Genomic DNA, 22,100 nt, shown 5'->3' with positions numbered 1-22,100 from the left:
CTGAATTAGTCTTTCAGCCGCGTTTTCCTTTTGCCCAGTTTGGCTCTTCAGCGCCTTCATTCTGGTCACCCAGTACATCAGGACCCCATACTTCAAGAAGCGCCTGACGCTGCTGTGCGATAGTCTTGAGACGCTCTTTCGCCACGGTTTGGAGAACCTGCGCCGCAATCATCGGCCCAACATAAATCAGCGCATAACCAATTGCTGCCGCACCAAACATGGCAACCAGATTAATGGGGTTAGACACCACTTCGGCAAACTCACGCGGTCTGTTCCAAACCTGCAGGGCAAAGGGAATAATACCCGCAATATTACAGAAGGCCACGCACTGCAGCTTCTGAGCCTTGTAGACACCCTTGCCCGTGATCGACAGAACGATTGTGGGGGCGAGACCAACCAGGAACAGTACAGCAACCTGCCAACTGAATAACCCAACAAGCATAAGCCCAATCAACAGTAATGGCAGAAATCCGCTCATTTCCTGTTGAGGGCGACGCCGCCGCATTTTCATGGGTTTCTTCGCAGCCACATCAACCTCCTGGCATGAATGTTAGAAAGCCGATGAGCACCATGGCACCGAAGGCCACCCAGCGGCTACCGCGCAAGCCCTTTGCGCGCGCGTCATTATCAGTCGGCAGTATCTTGCGGCTCAGCAGCGCCCGCTCTTTTTCCAGCTTGCCAATAGCCGTGCGAGCTTGTGCAAATTCACGGGTATCTTCCGCCTGGATCCGCACCATATTCACTTCGGTGGTGAGTTTGGATATATCTCCGCCCTTTTTCACCTTCTCCAGAAGCAGTTGTACACGTTCCCGGCGTTTTTTGTTCTTCAGATTCTTCACAGCGGGCGCCAGCCCTTCCACCAACTTTTCAGTGAGACTTGGCAGGGATTCCAGCTTGAAGCGCCGTTGCAACATGCCGAAAAACTCAGCTGACAAGCTATTGAAGCGCGGCAGGTCGTTCTGGGCGGCGGCAAGTTTATTGAACTCACGTTCGAGATCAGCGCCATGCGCCGCACAGAAAGCTGCCACATGGCGATCTAACAAAACATTCTTTCCGCCACCAGATGCCGCCAGCCGGTCAAGCGCACGCATCATCTGCTTGATGGACCCTATCCATACATTCGTGAACCGCTGGCTAATGCAGGGCAAAATCGGATTGAGACCATAGAGCACCCGCTCCATACCACGCCCCAACTGCTTACTTGACCCAAAGCTCATAAAGGGACGTAAATCCCGCACCATAGACAGGAATCTCGGGCTTCGTTCCGAGCAAATTTCACCAAGGGCATTCAGGAAACGTTCATCCAGCAGATCCAGTATGATTCCCATCATGTCCCGGTCATCGCGCGCGAAGGCGTCCGCGATCATAGAGGGCAAGCCGTCAAGCATGACGGAATAGCCCTTATAATGGATTGGCCCGGTCGGGTGCATGAACATGCAGACACGGGTGACCATCTTATAGTCATCGGGCCGGGTACCACCGATACCAGCGTCTGATGCCACGTTCAGTACGCTCTCAAGCCGTTCGCTCAGAATCTCGTCACGGAAAGAAAGCTGTACCCATGCCGGGAAGTCCAATCGTTTCAGGAAGTTGGCCGCCTCGCGTGGATCGCGCGCAAAGGCATCAGCCAGCAGGCGGCGGTCCACATACGCCACACCCTTAAAATTGGTTGGCCGGTTCATGGCCCACGCTCGCATGCTGGTCCGTTTGGGTTTACCGACGCCCTCAAACCAATCGAGGACATCCTCGGCGCCCCAGCGTTCTTCAAGCTCATCCGCCATCAAGCCGCGCACAAGGGTGCCTAGTGCACCTGGGATATCACGCCCACCAGCAAGCGCCCAGAAAGAGCCCTGGTTTACGCGTGCCATTAACATGCTGTCACGGTCCCGTCCGCGCCACAGCTGCTCACCGAAATAGAGGCTCTGGAGCGCCGCGCCCAGCTGATAAAAATCGCTCGCAGCATCGCCATTGCCGCGCGCCGTTTCATGCGCCAGCGCCAGTTCTAATGATTCCAGTGAAAACGGCTGTTTGTAGCCGGGCGGCGCGCTGTAGCACTCGCCAATGCAAACTTCTTCACTGTCATTCGCAACAAAATAGATATTTCCAGGCGTGATCGACCGGTGAGTAAAACCACGTTTATGCAACGCCGCAATTGCCTTCAAAGCAGACAACACAACACTCTGGCGCAACCGGTTTGTATTGACCCGTGGGTTGACCTTGCCATCCGGGCCAAAAAGAGCGCCACCTGAGGGCCGCTCAAAAATAGTGACGAGACGCTGACGCCTGCCCCCCGCATCAACTGTCATCAAACCACGGTCTATGGGGTTCACCACATTCGCAACGGGGCGCGCCTTCAGGCTACGGTAAACCTCGTTCCGCATCGGCACAGTTGGGTGATGGATCAGGGCATAAATTTCTTTGCCGGGGCGTTCCTTGTCGGTTGCTTTAAAAGCGTCGCCACCAAAGGTCGTGAATTCAGGCAACGGCGCCGCAGTGTCAACGGCATACCGTTCCCCAAAGGCACTTTGCCCCTCCGGAACTGGTGCGATATCACCGCTCAAGCGTACTTCCCCTTATTCAAATTTTCATGCTCGGCCACACCATACTGCCGCCAAGCACCCCTTCTAGCGTTCTAGCACTAAACCCTTATCCTTAACAAATTTGAATCATTCGTGAATATTTAGCAACCGGAAACAAAAAAAATGCCGCCTCTCCGGGGAGTTAGCGGCATTTTGCGATATTTTTGACACGGCAATAACGCCGTTATACACCTTAAACCACAGCGTTAATCTTGGAATGGGTCCCGAACAAGGATGGTGTCGTTGCGCTCGGGGCTCGTAGAAAGCAGGGCCACAGGCACACCAATCAGCTCCTCAACCCGCTTGACATATTTTACTGCTGTAGCGGGAAGGTCGGCCCAGCTACGCGCACCAAACGTGCTTTCCTGCCAGCCTTCAAGGGTTTCATATACCGGCTCCACAGCGGCCTGATCTTCCATGCCATACGGCAGATAATCGATCACTTCACCATTATGCTTGTAGCCAACACAAACCTTGATCTCTTCAAGGCCGTCCAGCACGTCGAGCTTCGTCAGCGCAATACCATCTACACCACCGATTGTCAGGCTCTGGCGCACGAGCACTGCATCAAACCAACCACAACGGCGAGACCGCCCTGTCACGGTACCAAACTCGTGCCCACGTTCGCCGAGGCGCTGCCCGATCTCGTCGGTCAGTTCGGTCGGGAACGGCCCTGAGCCCACACGGGTCGTGTAAGCCTTTGTGATACCAAGCACATAATCAAGTGAACGAGCGCCAAGGCCGGAGCCACCTGCCGCCTGGCCTGCGATGGTATTGGAGGATGTCACGAACGGATAGGTGCCATGGTCAACGTCAAGAAGCGTACCTTGCGCGCCTTCAAAAAGGATGCGCTTGCCGCCCTTGCTGGCTTCATCCAGCGTACGCCACACATTGGTCATGTACGGCAGAATCTGGCCGGCGAGCTCCATCAGTTGATCAGCGATCTCCGTACCGTCAATCTCATCATGGCCAAGGCCACGGCGCACAGCATTATGGTGCGTCAGCGCCACATCAAGGCGGGCTTCGATCATTTCACGAGATTGAAGGTCACAAACGCGCAACGCACGACGACCAACCTTATCTTCATAGGCTGGGCCAATGCCGCGGCGGGTCGTACCAATTTTCACGCCCTTGGTTGCGTCTTCACGGATCGCATCAAGCTCACGGTGGTACGGCATAATCAGCGTTGCATTTGCCGCAATCTGGAAACTGTCTGGGTCAATCACTACGCCTTGCCCACGCAGTTTCTCCATTTCCGAAAGCAATGCCCATGGGTCAATCACCACACCGTTGCCGATAACACTGATTTTACCGCCACGCACGATGCCTGATGGCAGCAGCGACAGTTTGTAAACAGTGCCGTCTACAACCAGTGTATGGCCCGCGTTATGGCCACCCTGAAAGCGAACAACCACGTCCGCCCGTTCGGAAAGCCAATCGACGATTTTGCCTTTGCCTTCGTCGCCCCATTGCGAGCCGACAACAACGACGTTGCCCATGCGAAATCCCTTTCTTGGAATCTGTAAAAAACGAGCTTTTAAACGGCTCTGACCTGATCATCAAGCAAGATATGGCTGCAACCGAGGCGAATAGCCTCCGCTTGCGCCTCTTCATGCTCTGAGAGCCCCTGGATGGTGCGCCATCCCTCCGCGCGCAGCTTAGCACCAACGGTGCCCTTAGTGCCATGCGGCAGAAAGATTTTTTGAGCGGCTTCAAATGGCGGCAATGCCTTCAGGAGTGTGTCGAGATACACCGAAAAGCCAGTTGCCTCTTCCTCATGCCCATCCGGATGCGTAACCATATAGCGCCCGCCACGGCCAAGCTCCCCTTCCCCACCTTTGGAGAAGAGCGCGAATCCGATACCGGACTTATATTCAAACCCATGGCTTTCGCAGGGGTCAACGGTCACCGAAAGGTTGGGCAGGCGTTTATTCACCATGGCGAGCAAGCGGCCCAGACGAGCAGCCAGTTTGCCTGCGTTGCCTTTAAGCTCAAGCCCCCGCAGTATCTCTACCGCCCGTGCACCCTCACCCGCAGCACCCAGAAGCGCTTCAAACTGCACCTTCGCCACACCGTCAAGCACCGCAAGCGCGCCAATGTCCTTGGCTTCAAGCGCCGCGAGAACCGTATCCCTCACGTCACCTTCAAGGCGATGTGCATCCACCATTTGTGCGATGAGAGGTGCTACGGTGAGGTCAAGAGACAGCTCTGCGATCCCCACCGCCTCAAGAGCTTCAACCGCCAGCGCGATGACTTCCAGCTCTGCCTCAAGGCTTGGCGCCCCTACAAGCTCGACCCCTGCCTGAATAAACTGACGGGTCGGACGAAGCTGGCTACCTTTGGTGCGCAACACGTTGCCGGTGTACGCGAGCCTGAGCGGCCGCGGTGCATCGGAAAGGCGTGTGGCAGCAAGCCGCGCCATCTGGATGGTCATATCAGCGCGAATCGCCATCATGCGCTGGGTGTCCGGGTCCATGAGGCGGAACATCTGTTTCGCCCGCGTGGCGCCCGCACCCACAAGCAGACTATCTTCATATTCTACAAGTGGCGGGGAAACCCGGTCGTATCCATGAGAGAGGAAGCTGTCCATAAGTCCGCGTACAAGCGCCGCTTCCTGCTCAGCCTTTGGGCTAAGCTGGTCGCGAAATCCTTCTGGCAACAGGGCCTGGCGAGCATATGCCGAGCCTGCGATCTGCCTTATAGGACCATTCATGGGTCCGCTCCCTCTTCTCGTTATCTGGTCAAACGTTAGACACGCCCGTTAAAGGACAGGCGTTTTGCCTGCCGTACATGGGCGAGAGCAGCCACTTGGTCAAGAACAATATCCTTGAGCGGCTGGTCAACGGCCACAAGGGCCACTGCCTCTTCACCCTCGATACGACGACCAAGCGCAAATGTCGCAATGTTGACGCCGTTATAGCCAAGAAGGGAGCCAAGGGCCCCAATGAAGCCCGGTTTGTCATCGTTCACCACATAGAGCATGTTTGGCGCAAGCTCTGCTTCAAGGCGTACACCACCAACTTCCACGATCCGTGGGGAACGATCAGCAAACAGGGTGCCCGATACGGTCCGCGTGCGTTTTTCGGTCTCGACGGTCAGCTTGATACCCGTGTGATAGTCGCCCTCACGGTCATGCTTCACCTCTGTCACCTGAATGCCGCGGTCTTTCGCGATCACAGGGGCGTTGACCATATTCACGCTATCCATCAGTGGTGACAGAAGACCTTCAAGCACAACCGCTGTAAGCGGTTTTGTGTTAAGGGTCGCCACATGACCTTCATATTCGATCACGATGCGCTTGAGACCATGCTCGGTAAGCTGCCCGGCAAACCCACCAATTTCCTCTGCGAGCTTCATATATGGCTGCAGTTTTGGTGCATCCTCGGCGCTGACGGAAGGCATGTTGAGCGCGTTGGTCACCGCACCGGTCAGAAGATAGTCCGCCATCTGCTCCGCCACCTGAAGCGCCACATTCACTTGGGCTTCGGTGGTGGATGCGCCAAGGTGCGGTGTGCAGATCACATTCTCATGACCAAACAGTGGGTTTTCTGTTGCAGGTTCAACCTCAAACACGTCAAGGGCCGCGCCCGCCACCTTGCCACTATTCAGCGCCTCAAGCAGTGCCGCTTCGTCCACAAGGCCACCACGCGCGCAGTTCACGATGCGCACGCCGTCTTTCATCTTCTTGAAGGCTTCCTTGCCTACAACACCACGTGTCTGGTCCGTGAGCGGTGTGTGAAGCGTGATGATATCTGCCTTCGCAAACACGTCATCAAGCTCAGCCTTGGTAACACCCAGATCCGCCGCACGCTCGGGCGCGAGGAAGGGATCAAAGGCCACCACTTTCATCTTGAGGCCAAGCGCACGCTCCGCCACCACAGAGCCAATGTTCCCGCACCCGATAAGGCCAAGTGTTTTGCCGGTGAGCTCAACACCCATGAATTTGGATTTTTCCCATTTGCCTGCGTGCGTAGACGCATTTGCCTGCGGGATTTGGCGCGCCAGCGCCATCATCATCGCAATCGCATGCTCTGCTGTCGTGATGGAGTTGCCAAACGGCGTGTTCATCACCACAACACCTGAGTTGGTGGCTGCGGGCACATCAATGTTATCAACACCGATACCTGCGCGGCCAATTACCTTCAGGTTTGGTGCTGCCGCCAGCACTTTTGGCGTTACCTTGGTTGATGACCGGATCGCAAGGCCATCATAGTTCCCAATGATCTTGAGGAGCTCGTCTTTGTCGAGGCCGGGTTTATAGTCAACTTCAACGCCCGCATCCTTAAACGTCTTTTCCGCAAGGGGGCTCATTTTGTCGGAAATCAGCACCTTAGGCATGATCATTCCTTCTCTGAATTTCTAGCTTTTGAAATGTGAGGGCCAAGCGCGTGGCCCTTCGGTATCGCTATGGCGCACCCTTAAGCGTGCGCGGCTTTCACCTCAGCGTAGGCCCAATCAAGCCATGCCGTAAGCGCGGACAGGTCTTCAGCTTCCACGGTGGCACCAGCCCATATCCGGAGGCCGGGAGGCGCATCGCGGTAAGCACCGATGTCGAACGCCACACCTTCTTCATCCAGAAGTGCCGCAAGCTTTTTCGGCACAGCCGCCTGGGCGTCCGCATCAAGCGCGGCGAACCATGGGTCAACCACCTTGAGGCACACACTGGTGTTGGACCTTGTCGCCACATCAGCGGCCAGAAAATCAACCCAGTCGGTTTTCTCAACCCAGTCAGCCAATACCTTGAGGTTAGCTTCAGACTTAGCGATCAAGCCCTTCAGGCCGCCAATACCATCTGCCCATTCCAGCGCATCGATATAATCTTCAACACACAGCATGGAAGGCGTGTTGATGGTTTCACCCACAAAAATGCCCTCAATCAACTTGCCGCCTTTGGTGAGGCGGAAGATTTTGGGGAGTGGCCATGCGGGTGTGTAGCTTTCAAGCCGTTCAACCGCGCGCGGGCTTAAGATGAGCATACCGTGAGCAGCTTCACCGCCCAGTACCTTCTGCCAGCTGTATGTCACGACATCAAGCTTCTCGAACGGCAGGTCCATCGCAAACGCTGCCGAGGTCGCGTCACAGATGGTCAGGCCTTTGCGGTCATCCGAAATCCAGTCTGCCGCGGGCACCTTCACCCCTGATGTTGTACCGTTCCAGGTGAAAACAACGTCATGGTCGGGGTCAACCGCGTCCAGGTCCGGCAACTCGCCATAAGGCGCGTCAAACACCCGGACCTTCTCAAGCTTGAGCTGCTTGGCAACGTCTGTCACCCAGCCCGCGCCAAAGCTTTCCCACGCCAGCATGTCAACAGGCCGTGCGCCCAGAAGGGACCACAAGGCCATTTCAACAGCGCCGGTATCAGACGCAGGCACAATGCCGATGCGGTAATCCGCAGGCACACCCAGAACTTCACGAGTTTTATCGATGGCGTACTTCAGCTTGGCTTTACCAGGCTTCGCACGATGAGAGCGCCCGAGCTGGGCGTCTTTAAGGGCGTCCACACTCCAACCGGGACGCTTCGCACACGGGCCCGAGCTAAACTCCGGGCGCCGAGGCGCAACAGTAGGCTTCGTCATGTCTCTATCCTTCCAGATAGCAAGCGCCTCGTTGGGGAGGCGTGTCCCAAAAATGATCGCTGACCTCACAGACAGCAGCTTCCCAGTTGGGGGAAGTACCGGGGACGGAAACTATAGGAAGCGTGGATAGAGTCAATGAAAGATTTGTATCGCTCGCGAGAAGTTTTTGTAACGAAATTACCGACCCCGCGAAGGGCAATGCGGCGCTCATCGTAAAAGCTTCATATCCATAATAAATTTGACGACCAGCCCAAAGTCACCATGCGAGGAACCCGCAATGTCTTTCCAGAAACGCACTCTGCTTCTGATGTTTTCTGCACTCTCTATCAGCGCCTGTTCGAGCCATGGTCCAGACAGGCCAAAACGGTCGCGTATGGAAATGGGCCCCGCCCGAATGGAAGAGCGGCGCGAAGAAATGCAAACACGCTTTCTTGCCGAATGGGACTATGATGAGGATGGTATTATCACTTGTGATGACATCGCCCTCAAACGCAGTCGCTTGTTCAGGCAGCTCGATAGCGATAACGATGGGCTCTTGACGTCAGGCGAGTATCGCTACGCCAAGTTTGAAGACAAAACCTTCCTGTTTTATGACTTCCTCACCACCAACAAGAATGGCGATGGCGGCGTTGATGTTGATGAATTTGTGGCTGTTCCCCATAGCGCGTTCCAGCGCATGGATGCTGATAGTGACTGTATGGTCAGCCCACATGAAATGATGGCGGCGATGCGCGAAACCAAAATGGGCGACCCCGACCGTGACCGGCGTGGCGATCAAGGAGGCCGAGGTGGACGCAAAGGCGGCGGACGTGGTGGTGAAGGTGGCGGCAGGGGTGAGCCGTTCTAAAGCTTAACTCTCAAGCATCCACTCATTCGGGGTACCTTTGAGTGCCGCCCTGACCTCTTCAATATTCTCGACAAAGCTGTGCAAGCTGCCGGGACGCAGCTTGGTTTGGTCGGTTTTGAGGTACTCAAAATCCTTGAGGCCGAGCGCACTTTGCAAGCTTACAACTGCATCGGCTGAAAGACCTGCACCCGCAGTGTCAAAAAGATTTTCATAGTCAAGGCTTACAGTATTGGAGAAAAATTTCTCGAAAGTGTCGAGCCTCTTCTCCGTACGCTGGCGCCACTCAAGTGATTTCTTCAACTTCTGGATATCCACAGTAAGTTTCGGCAGCGCTGGTCGTGCTCCTGTCGTATGCCAGACACCGCTGGCTTCTGCCGTCAACCGCGAGAGGTGCGCGCGAAGGAGGTTTCGGCGGCGCAGAAAAAGTACAACCCCACCTCGGTCTTTAATAAACTCCATAAGCGCCGGGCGTGCTTCCAGTCCTTTATCATACCCCTCAAATTGATGAAGCTGGCTCAGCTTGACATCGAGAATGACACGTTTTTTCGGAACCGTGATTTGCACATGCTCAAGATAGGCCTCGAAGCGGTCACGGGCGCGCGCGGGCTGAACAAGGGAAGGCTCCTGAGCCACAACACATTCAAGCCAATTGAAATAATAGGTGGGGTTATCGGTGTATGCATCGCCAAAGACCTCACCCAGATAAGCGCAATCAGGGTGTTTATTCAAAAGGCCCGCGAGCGCACCGGTGCCGGAGCGTTGGCGCGCAAACAGGAATATGATCTTCTTGTTTTCCATGCCCCTCCCCGATGCGCTTGCTAACGCGCGGCTTTCGCCGCTTTATTGGCTTCATCGCGGCTTTCAAACGCCATATCCCAGAAGCTGGCCGAAAGACGGTCGATTGAGCGGGTTTGAGCATTCATCAACATCACGAACCCGATGTCCATGTCTTTCGAGTATGAGATAAACGCACGGTACCCGCGCACCGCCCCCGAATGCAGCACCACATCATCATCACCAAAGGAATAGATGCGCCAGCCAAGGCCATAGTGAGCGTCTGAGATATGCCTGCGCCACGACCGGCGGTTCAACTCGCGTGTTGTGCGCACTTCTTTGGATGTCACTGTTTTCAGGAGGTCAGGCGAGATCACACGGGACTTATGCCCCATCTGGGCCATCACCCATTTCGCCATATCTTCAATGCTGGCATTCACGCCTGCGGCGGGAGATACACGGTAATAGTTGGGCTCAACCAATACCCGTATCCAGCCGTCCCGCCGGGTAAACACATGGGGTTCTGCCCGGTTCGCGGTTGACAGGAAGCTCTCGAGCCCCACAGATGCATGGTCCATATCAAGGGGCTCCAGCAGGCGCTTTGAGACAAGCGGGCCATACCCTTCCCCCGTGCTCTGCTCAATCACCCGTTCAACCAGGCTGAAAAGGATATTCTGGTAGCCATAACATTCGCCCGGCTTGCACATGGCCCCGAGCTGGTCGAACCGGGGGATGATTTTCTCAAGGCCCCAGTCATCCTCAAGCATATTGTCATAAGCATTGGGTGTGATGCCGGAGCTATGGCTAAGGAGATGTCGCACCTTGAGCCCCGATGCGTGGCCTGCCGTTTTAAACTTGAGGTTTGGCACATACTCAAGCACAGGCGCATCAAGGCTGAATTTCTTCTCTGCGGCGAGTATTGCCGCCAGTTCGCCTGCAAATGTTTTCGATACAGACGCAAGACGAAACACCGTTGCGCTATTGACCGGCAACTCCGCATCCACAGCGCGGCTTCCCATGGTTTTGAGCGCCACAACACGGTTACCTTTCACCACGGCATAGGCCGCACCGGGTATCTTGTTCTTCTCAACTTCTGTTTTGAAATCTTCACCAAAGGCGGCGATGAAGGCATCTTCCTCTGCGGCCCAAATCGGCGTAGAGAAGAGAAACGAGAGCAGACTGAACAACAAGATACGCATGGATAGGGTCGATACTCTGGTTAAAGGTTATTATTGAGGAAACGTGACGTAAGCCGCGCCACCAGATCCGGTTTTTCTGCATGCAGCCAATGGCCTGTGCCTTCAACGATACGCACTTCCGCTTTGGGGAAAAGCGCGAGGATCGTCTCGCGGTGCTTTGACAGGATATAGTCTGAGTTCCCGCCTTTCAGGAAAAGAACGGGCGCCTCTGAAGGGGTACCTTCATTGCCTTTGATAATATTTTCATAACAGCTTTCAATGGCATCAAGGCCGATACGCCATGCGCCTTTGCCGCCATCCCCCCGCCGCCAGTTGGTGAGGAGGAAAGAAAGCACATCAGGCTCGTCAACATAAGGGCTAAGGATCGCCTCCGCGTCCGCACGGCTGACGGCATCACTATCTGCGACCGCCCGCAACCCCTCTAAGATACGGCTGTGATGGTGCCCATATTGCACTGGCGCGATATCCGCCACAACAACCCGGCTAACCCGCAAAGGGGCATCAAGCGCCAACTGCATCGCGGTTTTTCCGCCCATGGAATGGCCAAACACATGCGCGCGTTCAAGCTCCAGCTTGTCCATCGCCTCAACCACATCAGCGGCCATCAAAGGATAGCTCATGGTATCCGCATGCGGGCTGCGGCCATGGTTTCTGAGGTCAAGGCTGATCACCCGAAACTCGGCTTCAAGGTTGCGGGCGATACCCCCCAGATTGTCAGCAGAACCAAAAAGCCCATGCAGCAGCAGAAGCGGCTCCCCTTCCCCGCGCTCACGAACAAAAAGCTCCATCAATTCCACTCCAGCCGCACATTCGCGTGCCCAAGTGGTCCATGCCCTTCACCAAAGCCTGGTGCTGCCTTGATGGCAGCATGCACAAAGGCATGCGCCTGCTCAAAAGCCTCCTCAAGCGATTTACCGGCCGCCAGAAGTGTTGCCATGGCGCTTGCCAACGTGCAGCCCGTGCCATGGGTATGGCGGGTGTCTATACGGTCGCTCGTGATCACACATTCACCCTTCAGGCTGACGAGGAAATCGCTCACCTGTGGCCCTTGCATATGCCCGCCTTTAAGGAGCACAGCTTCCGCCCCCGTATCGAGGAGCGCATAGGCCGCCGCCTTCATGTCTTCAATAGTTTCGATCTTGCGGCCGGTTAACAGTTCCGCTTCCGGGATGTTAGGCGTCACAAGGCTCGCATGTGCAATCAGGGTTTTGAGCGCGTCTGTCGCGTCATCCTGCAAAAGCTTGCTGCCCGATGTTGCCACCATTACCGGGTCAATGATCAGATCACCCCCAAAGGCTACGTCGTCGATAACGGCCAGAACTGTCTCAATCACCGCGCGGTCATGCAACATACCGGTTTTGATTGCATCCGCGCCAATGTCTGAAAGCACGGTACGCATTTGCGCCGCGACCACGCCAGACGGCATGGCCTCAACACCGCTCACCCCCATGGTGTTCTGTACTGTTATGGCTGTGATAGCCGTCGCAGCATAGCCACCCAGCATGGTCACCGTTTTGATATCCGCCTGAATGCCGGCACCGCCTGAACTGTCAGAGCCCGCAACGATCAAAACCCGCCCCATGGTGGAAGTGCTTGTCATTATGCTGCCGCCTCAATCTCACTGCAGATAGCGTCCACAAGTGCGGTGATCTTGCCTTCATCATCGCCTTCGGCCATCACGCGGATCAGCGGCTCTGTGCCAGACTTGCGGATGACAAGCCGCCCGGAACCATTGAGCGCCTGCTCCGCCGCTTCAATTGACGCTTTCACAGACGCAGCCTCAAGCGGGTCTCCGCCAGAGTAGCGCACGTTTTTAAGAAGTTGCGGCACCGGGTCAAATTGCCTGCATGCCTCGGACGCCGGTTTGTCCGATTGCTGAATTTCCGTCAGCACCTGCAAAGCTGCCACAAGGCCGTCCCCTGTGGTGGCAAAATCACTCAGCACGATATGGCCGGATTGCTCACCGCCCACGTTCATGCCGGTTTTGCGCATATGCTCAACCACATAGCGGTCCCCCACCTTGGTGCGTGCAAGCGACAGGCCCTCGCCCGTTAGCAATCGCTCAAGCCCAAGGTTGGACATCACCGTGGTAACCAGCCCGCCGCCACGTAAGACGCCGCGTTTGTGCCAATTGCGGGTAATCAGCGCCATGATCTGGTCACCATCCACAATCTGCCCGCGTTCATCACACAGGATCAGCCTGTCGGCGTCACCATCCAGCGCGATGCCTAGGTCGGCACCGTGTGCTACCACCTGCTCGCACATGGCCTCCGGGTGGGTAGAGCCGCATTTGTCATTGATGTTGAAGCCGTTGGGCGAAACACCGATAGAGATTACATCCGCCCCCAGCTCCCAAAGCACGGTAGGCGCCACTTTGTAGGCAGCGCCATTAGCGCAATCGACCACAATCTTGAGGCCATCAAAGGTCAAACCGTTAGGCACTGTCGCTTTGGCAAACTCAACATAGCGGCCGCTCGCATCCTCGAGGCGGGTCGCACGGCCCAGGTCTTCGGACGGTACCAGCGCATCAAACACGCCGTTATCAACCATATGTTCGATCTCAAGTTCTTTTTCGTCCGAGAGTTTGAAACCGTCAGGGCCAAAAAACTTGATGCCATTGTCATAGTGCGGGTTGTGGCTCGCGGAGATCATCACACCAAGGTCAGCCCGCAGGGATTTCACCAGCATGGCAATTGCAGGTGTTGGCATTGGCCCCACCATGATCACATCCATACCGGCAGCCACAAAACCCGCTGCGAGTGCAGGCTCATACATGTAACCGGACCGGCGCGTATCCTTGCCAATCACCACACGGTGTACATGGTCGCCGCGAATAAACGACCGGCCAGCAGCCAAACCAACACGCATGGCAACGTCAGGCGTCATAAAGCCCTCATTCACCCGGCCACGCATGCCGTCAGTGCCAAAATATTTACGGCTCATATTGCCTTCCCCAACAACAGATAAAAATATGCCTAAATTGTAGCGACTTCAGAGCTGCCCGTCCATGATTGCGGCATCATGAAATGCCTGCACCAGCTTGAGCGCCTGAGATGTCTCCGCAACATCATGAACCCGTATGATCTGCGCGCCAAGCTCTACCCCCCGAAGTGCTGCGGTAAGCGAACCAGGCACACGGCGGGACGCCTCTTCTTCCCCCGTTATTGCGCCGATAAAACGCTTGCGCGATGCGGCTAAAAGGATGGGGCACCCGAGGGTAAGGAAAAGCGGCAACCCGCTTATAAGAGCCAGATTATCCTGCACCACCCGTTTCCCAAAACCGATGCCTGGGTCCATGATAAGGCGGGCGCGATCAATCCCGGCAATCTCACAGGCCTGTATGCGGCTCACCAGATAGTCATACACATCATAAAGCACATGGCCGTAGCTCGGGTTATCCTGCATGGTCTCAGGCGTGCCCTGGGAGTGCATGAGCACAACTGGTGCATTGCTCCCAGCGGCGACACCAATGCTGTCACCATCATACTCAAGCGCCGAAACGTCATTGATGATATGCGCCCCCGCCGTGAGCGCTTTTTCCATCACAAACGAGTGGCGAGTGTCGATGGAGAGCGGGACACCATCCGACTGTAGCGCCTCAATCACCGGCACCACACGCTCAGCCTCCTCGCCTTCCCACACTGGTTTGGCGCCGGGCCGCGTGCTTTCCCCACCGATATCAATGATATCCGCGCCTTCCGCGATCATCTGCCGCGCGCGGCGGACCGCCGCGTCAGCATCCAAGTACTGCCCCCCATCGGAGAAACTGTCAGGTGTGACGTTCAGCACACCCATGATACGCGGTTTCGTGAAAGCGAGAGGCATATCGCGCCCAGGCAAAGCAATGTTTGGGCGAGGTGCCTCAAGCGCGGCTTTTTGGACATGGGCTTGCGCCCGCAAGCTTTCAGGTAAAGCTTCCAGCACGCCCTCAAGCTCACCCGCAGGCACATGGCGTTGCCAGATCAGATCCCCGCCGTCCCTGACCACGATTTTAGCAGCCAGAAAACGAAGGCCGGGGACAGCGGTGCGCATGCCTTCCACACCACCCCAAACGGAACCGACGGGCACAAGATAAACTCTTGCCCCGTCGGAAATGTTTTCTAGGTCAAAGACTGTCACCAGCTTTTAGCCTTCCGGCTGTGGTTCACCATGGCCAAGGCCCGTAGTCGGCACCGTGCTTGGTGCTGTCGGCGGAACCGTTGGCTCATTGTCCTTGCGTTTTGGCTGCACCCGGATCGGCTCGTCCTTCAGGATGGCTTTGATCTCGTCGCCGGAGAGTGTCTCATACTCGAGAAGCGCACCGGCAAGCTTGTGCAGGTCATCGATATTCTCTGTGAGGATATCTTTCGCACGAGTGTTGGCGTTATCAACAAAAGCCTTGATTTCCTCATCAATCAGCTTGGCTGTCGCACCAGAGACATTCTGCTGGCGCGCGACTGAGTGACCAAGGAATACCTCTTCCTCGTTCGCTGCATACTGAAGCGGACCAAGCTTATCAGACATACCCCAACGCGTGACCATGTTACGGGCCAAGTTGGTGGCATACTGGATGTCGCTTGACGCGCCAGATGTCACCTTTTCATACCCGAAGATCACTTCTTCCGCGACACGGCCACCCATGGCAATTGCCAGATTGTCGTGCATCTTCTCGCGGCTCTGGGAATATTCATCCCGCTCCGGCAAGCGCATCACCATACCAAGCGCACGGCCCCGTGGGATAATTGTCGCTTTATGGATAGGGTCAGACGATTTGCAGTGCAGCGTCACAAGGGCATGGCCGCCTTCATGGTAGGCTGTCAGCTTCTTCTCGTCTTCCGTCATCACCATGGAGCGGCGCTCTGAGCCCATCATCACCTTGTCTTTGGCTGCTTCAAATTCTGACATCGCCACAATTTTCTTGCCGCGACGCGCCGCCAGAAGCGCCGCTTCATTCACAAGGTTCATGAGGTCCGCGCCAGAGAAGCCCGGCGTACCGCGCGCAATGGTGTTTACATCTACATCAGGTGCCAACGGCACTTTCTTGATGTGCACGCCAAGGATTTTCTCACGGCCATTGATATCAGGGTTTGGCACAACAACCTGACGGTCAAACCGGCCCGGACGCAGAAGCGCAGGATCAAGAACGTCAGGACGGTTGGTCGCCGCGAGGATGATGATACCCTCGTTGGCTTCAAAACCATCCATCTCAACCAGAAGCTGGTTCAGGGTCTGCTCGCGCTCGTCATTACCGCCGCCAAGGCCCGCACCACGGTGACGGCCAACGGCGTCGATCTCATCGATGAAGATGATGCACGGAGCGTTTTTCTTCGCTTGCTCAAACATGTCGCGTACGCGGCTCGCGCCCACGCCCACGAACATTTCAACAAAGTCTGAACCCGAAATGGTGAAAAACGGTACATTGGCCTCACCGGCGATCGCGCGGGCAAGCAATGTTTTACCGGTACCAGGAGGGCCAACAAGAAGCGCGCCCTTAGGGATTTTACCACCAAGGCGCTGGAATTTTTGTGGGTCTTTCAGAAAGTCCACAATCTCTTCAAGCTCTTCTTTGGCTTCTTCAATACCCGCAACATCTTCAAAGGTGACGCGGCCTTGTTTCTCGGTCAAGAGGCGCGCGCGGCTTTTACCAAAGCCCATAGCACCACCACCGCCGGAACGGCCCTGCATCTGCCGCATGAAGAAAATCCAGACACCTATAAGCAACAGGAACGGCAGCCACGAGATAAGCGCGCCCATAAGAAAGCCTTCGTCCGGCTTTTTAACCGTGAGGCTTACATTGTGTTCCTTGAGCGTACGATACAGCTCGTCATCATAACGAGGTGCAATCACGTGGAACTCATCACCACTTGTGAAAACGCCGTTCAGGTCCTGATCCTGCTGTTCAACCTGCGCTACCTTGTTTTGCTCAACGGCTTCAATAAATTGGCTGTAAGCAAGTTCCGGCACCTTCGCAGAGCCGCCCTGGAACATATTGAAAAGCGCAACAAGAAGCAGGATGATCAACACCCAAACCAGCGCATTCCGCATAAATCCGTTCACTTTTTTGCCTTTCTAACGCTACCGCCCATACTGAGGGCAGCAGCCGCATTATATGCACTATCCCCTTGGAATGCTTCCCCAAGAGATAAGCCTCCCCGCCAAAGGTGCAAGAGGCCAAATGCCACCGGGCTTATTTTTTCGACCGGATGAGCGTTCTCCGCGACAGGTGAAGTGCAGCATTACTCAGCTCACTATATCCCATATGCGGAAGCGCCCGCAATTGCCCGCGCTCAAAAATCGCAGGCAAGCCGAGCCGGACGGCATAGGGAATAGGTGTCTCACGTACTTCTGGCCATTTTGTGACGGCCATTTTCCACCCGGCTTCCCCAAGCCCACCGATTTCGAGGGCTGTAGTAGCACCATCCACCGAAATTTCAAACCGCTTATCCCAGATTTGATGTGCGGTGAGGTTGGTGCGTGTAGTACACGCCGCCGGTTCCCGGCAAATCAGTACACTACCCTCGCCCCCCGGCAGGAACTGGGTGCCATATAGCGTGGCGCCTGAAAACCCATTGTCTCTCAAGCTCATGAGCAAGCGCTCGACCTTCTCCATACGCGGCACATAATCTGCGCCCGAGAACGCACGGCAGATCGAAGAAATCCCCCTCAGGATGATATCTTCCGGTGCCGCTGTGAGTTGGCCTTTCTTCAGTAGCAGATAGCCCGGCTCTTCCTCCCGCACCGAGCGTGCGGTCCATTCCCGCTCGTAATGCTCAAGCGCATCACGGCTGCGGCGCAGGCGTTTGGCGGTTTCCGCCAGTCGCGTACCAGAGAGACCTTCGAGCGGCGGGGTCTCGAGGAACCGACGAATTTTCACTCGGTCAAAATCGGTATTCTTGTTGCTCGGGTCTTCAATCCAATCGATGTTTCTCGCTCTCAGGTATGCCTTGAGCGCAGCCTTTGGCACATCAAGGAGCGGACGAATGAGCTTGACCTCGGGCACGCCGGGCACCTCGGAGACCATGTTCATCCCGGCCAGCCCATAAACACCGCTACCCCGCGCCAATCTCATCAACACGGTTTCGGCCTGATCGTCCTGATGATGAGCGGTAAGCAGGTGGGAAATTTTTTCCGCCACACACCGCTCCCCAATGAGGCGATAACGCGCCACACGTGCAGAGGCCTGAATATTGCTCTCAGGCTTGGATTCCTGCCATTTCAGAGCGATATGGGGGATGCCGCATTTGTGCATGATTTCCGCCACAGTTTTGACCTCAGATGCAGCTTCAGGGCGCAAGCCGTGATCAACAGAAATCGCAACGATATCATGCCTTTCATGAAGCAGAAGCGCGAGTGCCAGGCTATCTGGCCCGCCTGACACCGCAATCGCCAGCCGGGCACCCTCTGGTACCCGGCACGCCTGAAGCGCGTCATCAAGTGTGCGCAGAAGCGCGTCGGCGCTATAGGCTTCAGGCTCGGCCATCATCTTGTTTCCAAAGGCTTAGCTGCAGCCAGCTTTTTCAGCCGTACGGGCGGCACGCGCCTTCAGACGGTCGTTTGCCTTGGCTTCACTGCGGCGGAACTCAGCCAGTGCATTACAGGCATCTGGTGCGCTATCAAGCGCGATCAGCACGTCGGCAAGGTCAACCAATGCATCCACCCGCTTCTCATGGTTAGGGTGTTCTTCAATCAACGCCAGAAGCTGCTGTGCAGCTTGTGGCATGCGGCCTTTCAGCAGGTGAATACGCCCGAGCCAAAACTTGGCACTGCCCACACGTTCATCACCCGGGTTGGCCTTGAGAAACATCTCCATGGCAGTAAAACCGCTATCTAGGTCATTTTGGCGAATAAATTCAAAGGCATAGCGATATTGCTCGGCAGCATCACCTGCAGGCAGCTCAATGGCTGGCTTGGCAGGCGTGGTTGCCGCGGGTGTTTCCGCAGCTGGCGCGGCTGCATTATTATTGGCCGCTGCAGTATTGCCCGCTGGCGCGTTGGTATTCATGTTTTGCTGGGGCCGAGACGCTTGGGCCTGAGCCGCTTCCTGCCGCTGCAGGTCAAGCTCTTTTCGCAGCATTTCCATGGCCTGGTCCTGCTGGCGCAACCGGTGCTCCAGCTCCTCAATTTTTCCGGTAAACATGCGCATCTGGCGTTCCATCGTGCCCATCTTGGCAACCATATCCGCAAGAGCCGCATTATCGGCACCGCCCTGCATCGGTACAGCGCCAGTGTTTGCCTGCCCGCCACGCAGCCGGTTCTCAAGCGCGATCATCTCCCGCTCAAGTCGCTCAACCTTGAGGGCCAGCTCTGCCCTGCTTTGTGCGCCAGCCGGAACAGTTCCCGCCGCCATGGCCAAAAAGAGAGTGATAAAAATCGCTTTTTTCATGTGCCGTCTCCTTCCCCTTGTGGCTTCGCTGGCAATCACAGCCATAAGCGCCAACGCCTTATCAGGGTGTACTCAACAAATCCGGTAAAAAAAGGGCCCCGCCCCGGATATCCGGGCACGGGGCCACATGTCCATGATGCGCCGTCAGTATTTACTGAACGACCAAAACCCCACGGCGGTTCTGGCTCCAGGTGCTTTCACCGTTGCCAACAACTGCAGGACGCTCTTTACCATAAGAAATGGTTTTGAGGCGTGACGCAGGAATACCGCGTGCGATCAGATAATTTTTCACAGCCGTAGCACGACGCTCACCAAGGGCTAGGTTATACTCACGGGTGCCGCGTTCGTCACAGTGGCCTTCCACTGTTACAGCAACGCGAGGGAAGCGCTCAAGCCAGCGAACCTGTTTAGCCAATGTCATGCGTGCTTCGTCAGTCAGCTCAGAGCTGTCGTAGGCGAAGAATACACGGTCACCAGCATAAGCTGTCAGGCTTGCCTGGTTCGGGCTGCCCATCGCCTGTGCATCAAGCTCTTCAGCTGATAGTTCAGGCGTTGAAGGTTGATCCGGCTGACCGGAAGACATGGAATCTTCAGTTTCAACCACCGGCGGAGTTGTATCCTCAGGGGGTGTATCTTTAGATGAACATGCTGCCAGCATGAGTGCGACAGCAGAAATTACGGCAATATTCTTGCCCAGGCGCTTGGACGTCATTTTCGCTCCCTCCAACGGAATGGGTTCCCCCGGATTACATACATTACACGAAACCAGCCCAAAGATTTCCTTCAGGCAGGTCACGCTTGTTCGCGGCAACTATAGAACGCGAATTTCGGATGATCAAGCAATCAAAATGCGGCAAATGTTTGTTCTGTCGTGAATTTTTCGTGAACAGGGACCAACGGGAGCCCATCAGCCCTTATGGTTAAAACTTTAGCCAAATGCTTAAAATGGCTCCAAGCGCAAAAAGCCCGATAAGCGCAGCAGAGAAATGATTGATTATACTGAGGAATTTATCGTTGACCTTATCCCTCAGGTAGCGCCCGATACCAACAAGCGTTGCCCACCACAGGCTCGATCCCAAAAACACACCCACAATCAATGCGATAGCGTCAGAATGTATATAGCCGCCATCCGCGCCAAGGTCACCGATGCCCGCTAGCGCATAAAGCCCGAGAAAACCGAAGAATACGCCAGGGTTGGTAAGGGTGAGCACAAGCGACGCGAGCATGCCGCGCTTCACACCGCCCTCCTGCGGGCTCTGGTCGATATGCGGATGGCTGCGCCAAATACGGATCGCAAACACAATCATAATGGTTGCACCGATTAGTTTCAGCTCCGTATCGAAACTATCGATAACACTGAGGAAAGCTTTAAGCCCAAGTGCCGCGAGCCCCGCATAGAAGGCGTCGCCCGCTGAAGCCCCAAGCCCGATCATAAAACCATCTCGCGCCCGGCCAAAAAGGCTGCGGCGCAGGCATATGATATTAACGGGCCCCACAGGTGCCGAAAGGGCAAACCCAAAGGCTAGCCCCCAAAGCACATATCCGATTTCGTCAATCACTATGCGTTCAGCCTCATGGCTTATTCAGCCTTGTCCTTTATGCCCGCGAAGCGCCAGGCCAAGGTTTCACCAGCATGGAACGGGCTTATGCGAAGGCCGGGAGCTTCCAGCATCTCCGGCACAAGCGTTTCCGCTCGCTCAAGCACCGCATAGCGCTTGTTTAGCGGCAAGCCGTAGAAATTCGGCCCGTTTTCCGATGCAAAAGCTTCCAGGCGGTCAAGCGCGCCCTCTTCCTCAAAGGTTTTGGCGTAACTCTCGAGCGCATAAGGCGCATTGAAAATGCCCGCACAGCCACACGCTGTTTCCTTACGTTCTACTGTATGTGGTGCAGAATCGGTCCCGAGGAAAAATTTCGGCGACCCGGAGGTTGCCGCCGCCCGCAAGGCGAGCCTGTGCTTTTCACGTTTGATAACCGGCAGGCAATAATAATGTGGCCTGATACCACCAACCAGCATGGCGTTTCGGTTATGCACAAGGTGCTGCGGCGTGATGGTAGCCCCCACATTGGGGCCGCTGGCCTCAACGAACGCGGCTGCCTCTGCCGTGGTGATATGCTCAAACACCACCTTCAAGTCAGGGAAATCTTCCACAACTTTTGCCATGGTGCGTTCAATAAATACTGCCTCACGGTCGAAGATGTCCACGTCATGGTCTGTCACCTCACCATGCACAAGGAACGGCATGCCGATGCGCTGCATGGTCTCCAGCACGGGATAGATCTTTTTTATATCGCTCACACCGTGCGCCGAATTGGTCGTTGCGTTCGCAGGATATAACTTGCAGGCAGTGAACACACCTGATGTGAATCCGCGCTCAACTTCTTCGGCGTCAATCGAATCTGTCAGATAGCAGGTCATGAGTGGCGTAAACTCAAGCCCGCCCGGCAATGCTTTCAGAATACGGTCCCTATAGGCTTCACCCGCCGCAACTGTCGTCACCGGCGGTGTCAGGTTGGGCATGACAATCGCCCGCGCGAATTGCCGCGCCGTGTACCCCACAACCGCCCCAAGCATTTCACCGTCTCGCAGGTGGACATGCCAATCATCTGGCTGGCGGATTACGAGGCGATCGGGCTGAGGCGTGGTGGTCATGGTCAAACTCTGTCTCTTGAAACTTAATTTTGTGTCCGCAGTTGTAACGGGCTTGGCACGCGCTTACAACTTGAAAGCCGTCAGCGCATCGCCATCTTATGGCCATAGATGAT

General features: G+C 55.8%; 19 protein-coding genes. 1 reads left to right on the top strand and 18 read right to left on the bottom strand.

Features of this window, described 5'->3' with window-relative positions; genetic code table 11:
- Positions 1-13 precede the first annotated feature (13 nt).
- From ACN0XZ_RS15335 to ACN0XZ_RS15310, 6 genes are all read right to left on the bottom strand, one after another.
- Positions 14-529 (bottom strand): hypothetical protein, encoded by a 516-nt coding sequence (locus ACN0XZ_RS15335; protein ID WP_417458671.1) that lies wholly within the window; start codon positions 527-529, stop codon positions 14-16.
- 1 nt (position 530) lies between these two features.
- On the bottom strand, positions 531-2,561 hold the full coding sequence (locus ACN0XZ_RS15330; protein ID WP_417458670.1) for a hypothetical protein: 2,031 nt from the start codon (positions 2,559-2,561) through the stop codon (positions 531-533).
- Positions 2,562-2,785: 224 nt separating this feature from the next.
- Positions 2,786-4,078, bottom strand: a complete 1,293-nt coding sequence (locus tag ACN0XZ_RS15325; RefSeq protein WP_417458669.1) for an adenylosuccinate synthase — start codon at positions 4,076-4,078, stop codon at positions 2,786-2,788.
- A gap of 38 nt (positions 4,079-4,116) precedes the next feature.
- Positions 4,117-5,292, bottom strand: a complete 1,176-nt coding sequence (locus ACN0XZ_RS15320) for an ATP phosphoribosyltransferase regulatory subunit (RefSeq protein ID WP_417458668.1) — start codon at positions 5,290-5,292, stop codon at positions 4,117-4,119.
- A gap of 35 nt (positions 5,293-5,327) precedes the next feature.
- Positions 5,328-6,917, bottom strand: coding sequence for a phosphoglycerate dehydrogenase (gene serA, locus ACN0XZ_RS15315; RefSeq protein WP_417458793.1), 1,590 nt, complete (start codon positions 6,915-6,917; stop codon positions 5,328-5,330).
- 80 nt (positions 6,918-6,997) lie between these two features.
- On the bottom strand, positions 6,998-8,155 hold the full coding sequence (locus ACN0XZ_RS15310; RefSeq protein ID WP_417458667.1) for a phosphoserine transaminase: 1,158 nt from the start codon (positions 8,153-8,155) through the stop codon (positions 6,998-7,000).
- Positions 8,156-8,432: 277 nt separating this feature from the next.
- Between ACN0XZ_RS15310 and ACN0XZ_RS15305 the strand changes: the two genes are divergently transcribed.
- The gene (locus ACN0XZ_RS15305; RefSeq protein WP_417458666.1) at positions 8,433-9,002 is read left to right on the top strand and encodes a hypothetical protein; all 570 of its coding nucleotides are present in this window, start codon (positions 8,433-8,435) and stop codon (positions 9,000-9,002) included.
- Positions 9,003-9,005: 3 nt separating this feature from the next.
- On the opposite strand, the gene ACN0XZ_RS15300 is transcribed toward ACN0XZ_RS15305, so the two are convergent.
- The 12 genes from ACN0XZ_RS15300 to pyrC form a co-directional block, all read right to left on the bottom strand.
- Positions 9,006-9,800, bottom strand: a complete 795-nt coding sequence (locus tag ACN0XZ_RS15300) for a hypothetical protein (protein WP_417458665.1) — start codon at positions 9,798-9,800, stop codon at positions 9,006-9,008.
- A 20-nt stretch (positions 9,801-9,820) separates the two neighbouring features.
- Positions 9,821-10,975: a serine hydrolase domain-containing protein gene (locus ACN0XZ_RS15295; RefSeq protein WP_417458664.1), complete on the bottom strand. Its 1,155-nt coding sequence runs from the start codon at positions 10,973-10,975 to the stop codon at positions 9,821-9,823.
- Between the two features lie 20 nt (positions 10,976-10,995).
- Positions 10,996-11,763 (bottom strand): alpha/beta fold hydrolase, encoded by a 768-nt coding sequence (locus ACN0XZ_RS15290; protein ID WP_417458663.1) that lies wholly within the window; start codon positions 11,761-11,763, stop codon positions 10,996-10,998.
- A complete protein-coding gene (gene thiD, locus ACN0XZ_RS15285) occupies positions 11,763-12,575 on the bottom strand; it encodes a bifunctional hydroxymethylpyrimidine kinase/phosphomethylpyrimidine kinase (protein WP_417458662.1) in 813 nt (270 codons plus the stop codon). The genes ACN0XZ_RS15290 and thiD overlap by 1 nt, the downstream gene beginning before the upstream one ends.
- A complete protein-coding gene (gene glmM, locus ACN0XZ_RS15280; protein WP_417458661.1) occupies positions 12,575-13,918 on the bottom strand; it encodes a phosphoglucosamine mutase in 1,344 nt (447 codons plus the stop codon). The genes thiD and glmM overlap by 1 nt, the downstream gene beginning before the upstream one ends.
- Positions 13,919-13,966: 48 nt before the next feature.
- Complete coding sequence (folP, locus tag ACN0XZ_RS15275) at positions 13,967-15,094, bottom strand: dihydropteroate synthase (protein WP_417458660.1); 1,128 nt, start codon at positions 15,092-15,094, stop codon at positions 13,967-13,969.
- 6 nt (positions 15,095-15,100) lie between these two features.
- On the bottom strand, positions 15,101-17,011 hold the full coding sequence (ftsH, locus tag ACN0XZ_RS15270) for an ATP-dependent zinc metalloprotease FtsH (RefSeq protein ID WP_417458659.1): 1,911 nt from the start codon (positions 17,009-17,011) through the stop codon (positions 15,101-15,103).
- A 130-nt stretch (positions 17,012-17,141) separates the two neighbouring features.
- Complete coding sequence (gene tilS, locus ACN0XZ_RS15265; protein ID WP_417458658.1) at positions 17,142-18,437, bottom strand: tRNA lysidine(34) synthetase TilS; 1,296 nt, start codon at positions 18,435-18,437, stop codon at positions 17,142-17,144.
- Positions 18,438-18,452: 15 nt separating this feature from the next.
- On the bottom strand, positions 18,453-19,337 hold the full coding sequence (locus ACN0XZ_RS15260) for a tetratricopeptide repeat protein (protein ID WP_417458657.1): 885 nt from the start codon (positions 19,335-19,337) through the stop codon (positions 18,453-18,455).
- Positions 19,338-19,488: 151 nt separating this feature from the next.
- On the bottom strand, positions 19,489-20,049 hold the full coding sequence (pal, locus tag ACN0XZ_RS15255; RefSeq protein WP_417458656.1) for a peptidoglycan-associated lipoprotein Pal: 561 nt from the start codon (positions 20,047-20,049) through the stop codon (positions 19,489-19,491).
- 208 nt (positions 20,050-20,257) lie between these two features.
- On the bottom strand, positions 20,258-20,896 hold the full coding sequence (locus ACN0XZ_RS15250; protein ID WP_417458655.1) for a LysE family translocator: 639 nt from the start codon (positions 20,894-20,896) through the stop codon (positions 20,258-20,260).
- A gap of 20 nt (positions 20,897-20,916) precedes the next feature.
- A complete protein-coding gene (pyrC, locus tag ACN0XZ_RS15245) occupies positions 20,917-21,987 on the bottom strand; it encodes a dihydroorotase (protein ID WP_417458654.1) in 1,071 nt (356 codons plus the stop codon).
- Positions 21,988-22,100 lie beyond the last annotated feature (113 nt).

It is taken from the genome of Kordiimonas sp. (genome assembly GCF_048264555.1).
Classification (GTDB): Bacteria; Pseudomonadota; Alphaproteobacteria; order Sphingomonadales; family Kordiimonadaceae; genus Kordiimonas.
Note: the sequence above shows the minus strand (reverse complement) of the source record. Positions and strands in the feature narration are given on the sequence as shown.

Excerpts from the sequence above, each read along its gene's own strand:
- ACN0XZ_RS15325 (WP_417458669.1), bottom strand. The coding sequence starts at position 4,078 with ATGGGCAACGTCGTTGTTGTCGGCTCGCAATGGGGCGACGAAGGCAAA.
- ACN0XZ_RS15320 (WP_417458668.1), bottom strand. The coding sequence starts at position 5,292 with ATGAATGGTCCTATAAGGCAGATCGCAGGCTCGGCATATGCTCGCCAG.
- serA (WP_417458793.1), bottom strand. The coding sequence starts at position 6,917 with ATGCCTAAGGTGCTGATTTCCGACAAAATGAGCCCCCTTGCGGAAAAG.
- ACN0XZ_RS15310 (WP_417458667.1), bottom strand. The coding sequence starts at position 8,155 with ATGACGAAGCCTACTGTTGCGCCTCGGCGCCCGGAGTTTAGCTCGGGC.
- ACN0XZ_RS15305 (WP_417458666.1), top strand. The coding sequence starts at position 8,433 with ATGTCTTTCCAGAAACGCACTCTGCTTCTGATGTTTTCTGCACTCTCT.
- ACN0XZ_RS15300 (WP_417458665.1), bottom strand. The coding sequence starts at position 9,800 with ATGGAAAACAAGAAGATCATATTCCTGTTTGCGCGCCAACGCTCCGGC.
- ACN0XZ_RS15295 (WP_417458664.1), bottom strand. The coding sequence starts at position 10,975 with ATGCGTATCTTGTTGTTCAGTCTGCTCTCGTTTCTCTTCTCTACGCCG.
- ACN0XZ_RS15290 (WP_417458663.1), bottom strand. The coding sequence starts at position 11,763 with ATGGAGCTTTTTGTTCGTGAGCGCGGGGAAGGGGAGCCGCTTCTGCTG.
- thiD (WP_417458662.1), bottom strand. The coding sequence starts at position 12,575 with ATGACAAGCACTTCCACCATGGGGCGGGTTTTGATCGTTGCGGGCTCT.
- glmM (WP_417458661.1), bottom strand. The coding sequence starts at position 13,918 with ATGAGCCGTAAATATTTTGGCACTGACGGCATGCGTGGCCGGGTGAAT.
- tilS (WP_417458658.1), bottom strand. The coding sequence starts at position 18,437 with ATGATGGCCGAGCCTGAAGCCTATAGCGCCGACGCGCTTCTGCGCACA.
- ACN0XZ_RS15260 (WP_417458657.1), bottom strand. The coding sequence starts at position 19,337 with ATGAAAAAAGCGATTTTTATCACTCTCTTTTTGGCCATGGCGGCGGGA.
- pal (WP_417458656.1), bottom strand. The coding sequence starts at position 20,049 with ATGACGTCCAAGCGCCTGGGCAAGAATATTGCCGTAATTTCTGCTGTC.
- pyrC (WP_417458654.1), bottom strand. The coding sequence starts at position 21,987 with ATGACCACCACGCCTCAGCCCGATCGCCTCGTAATCCGCCAGCCAGAT.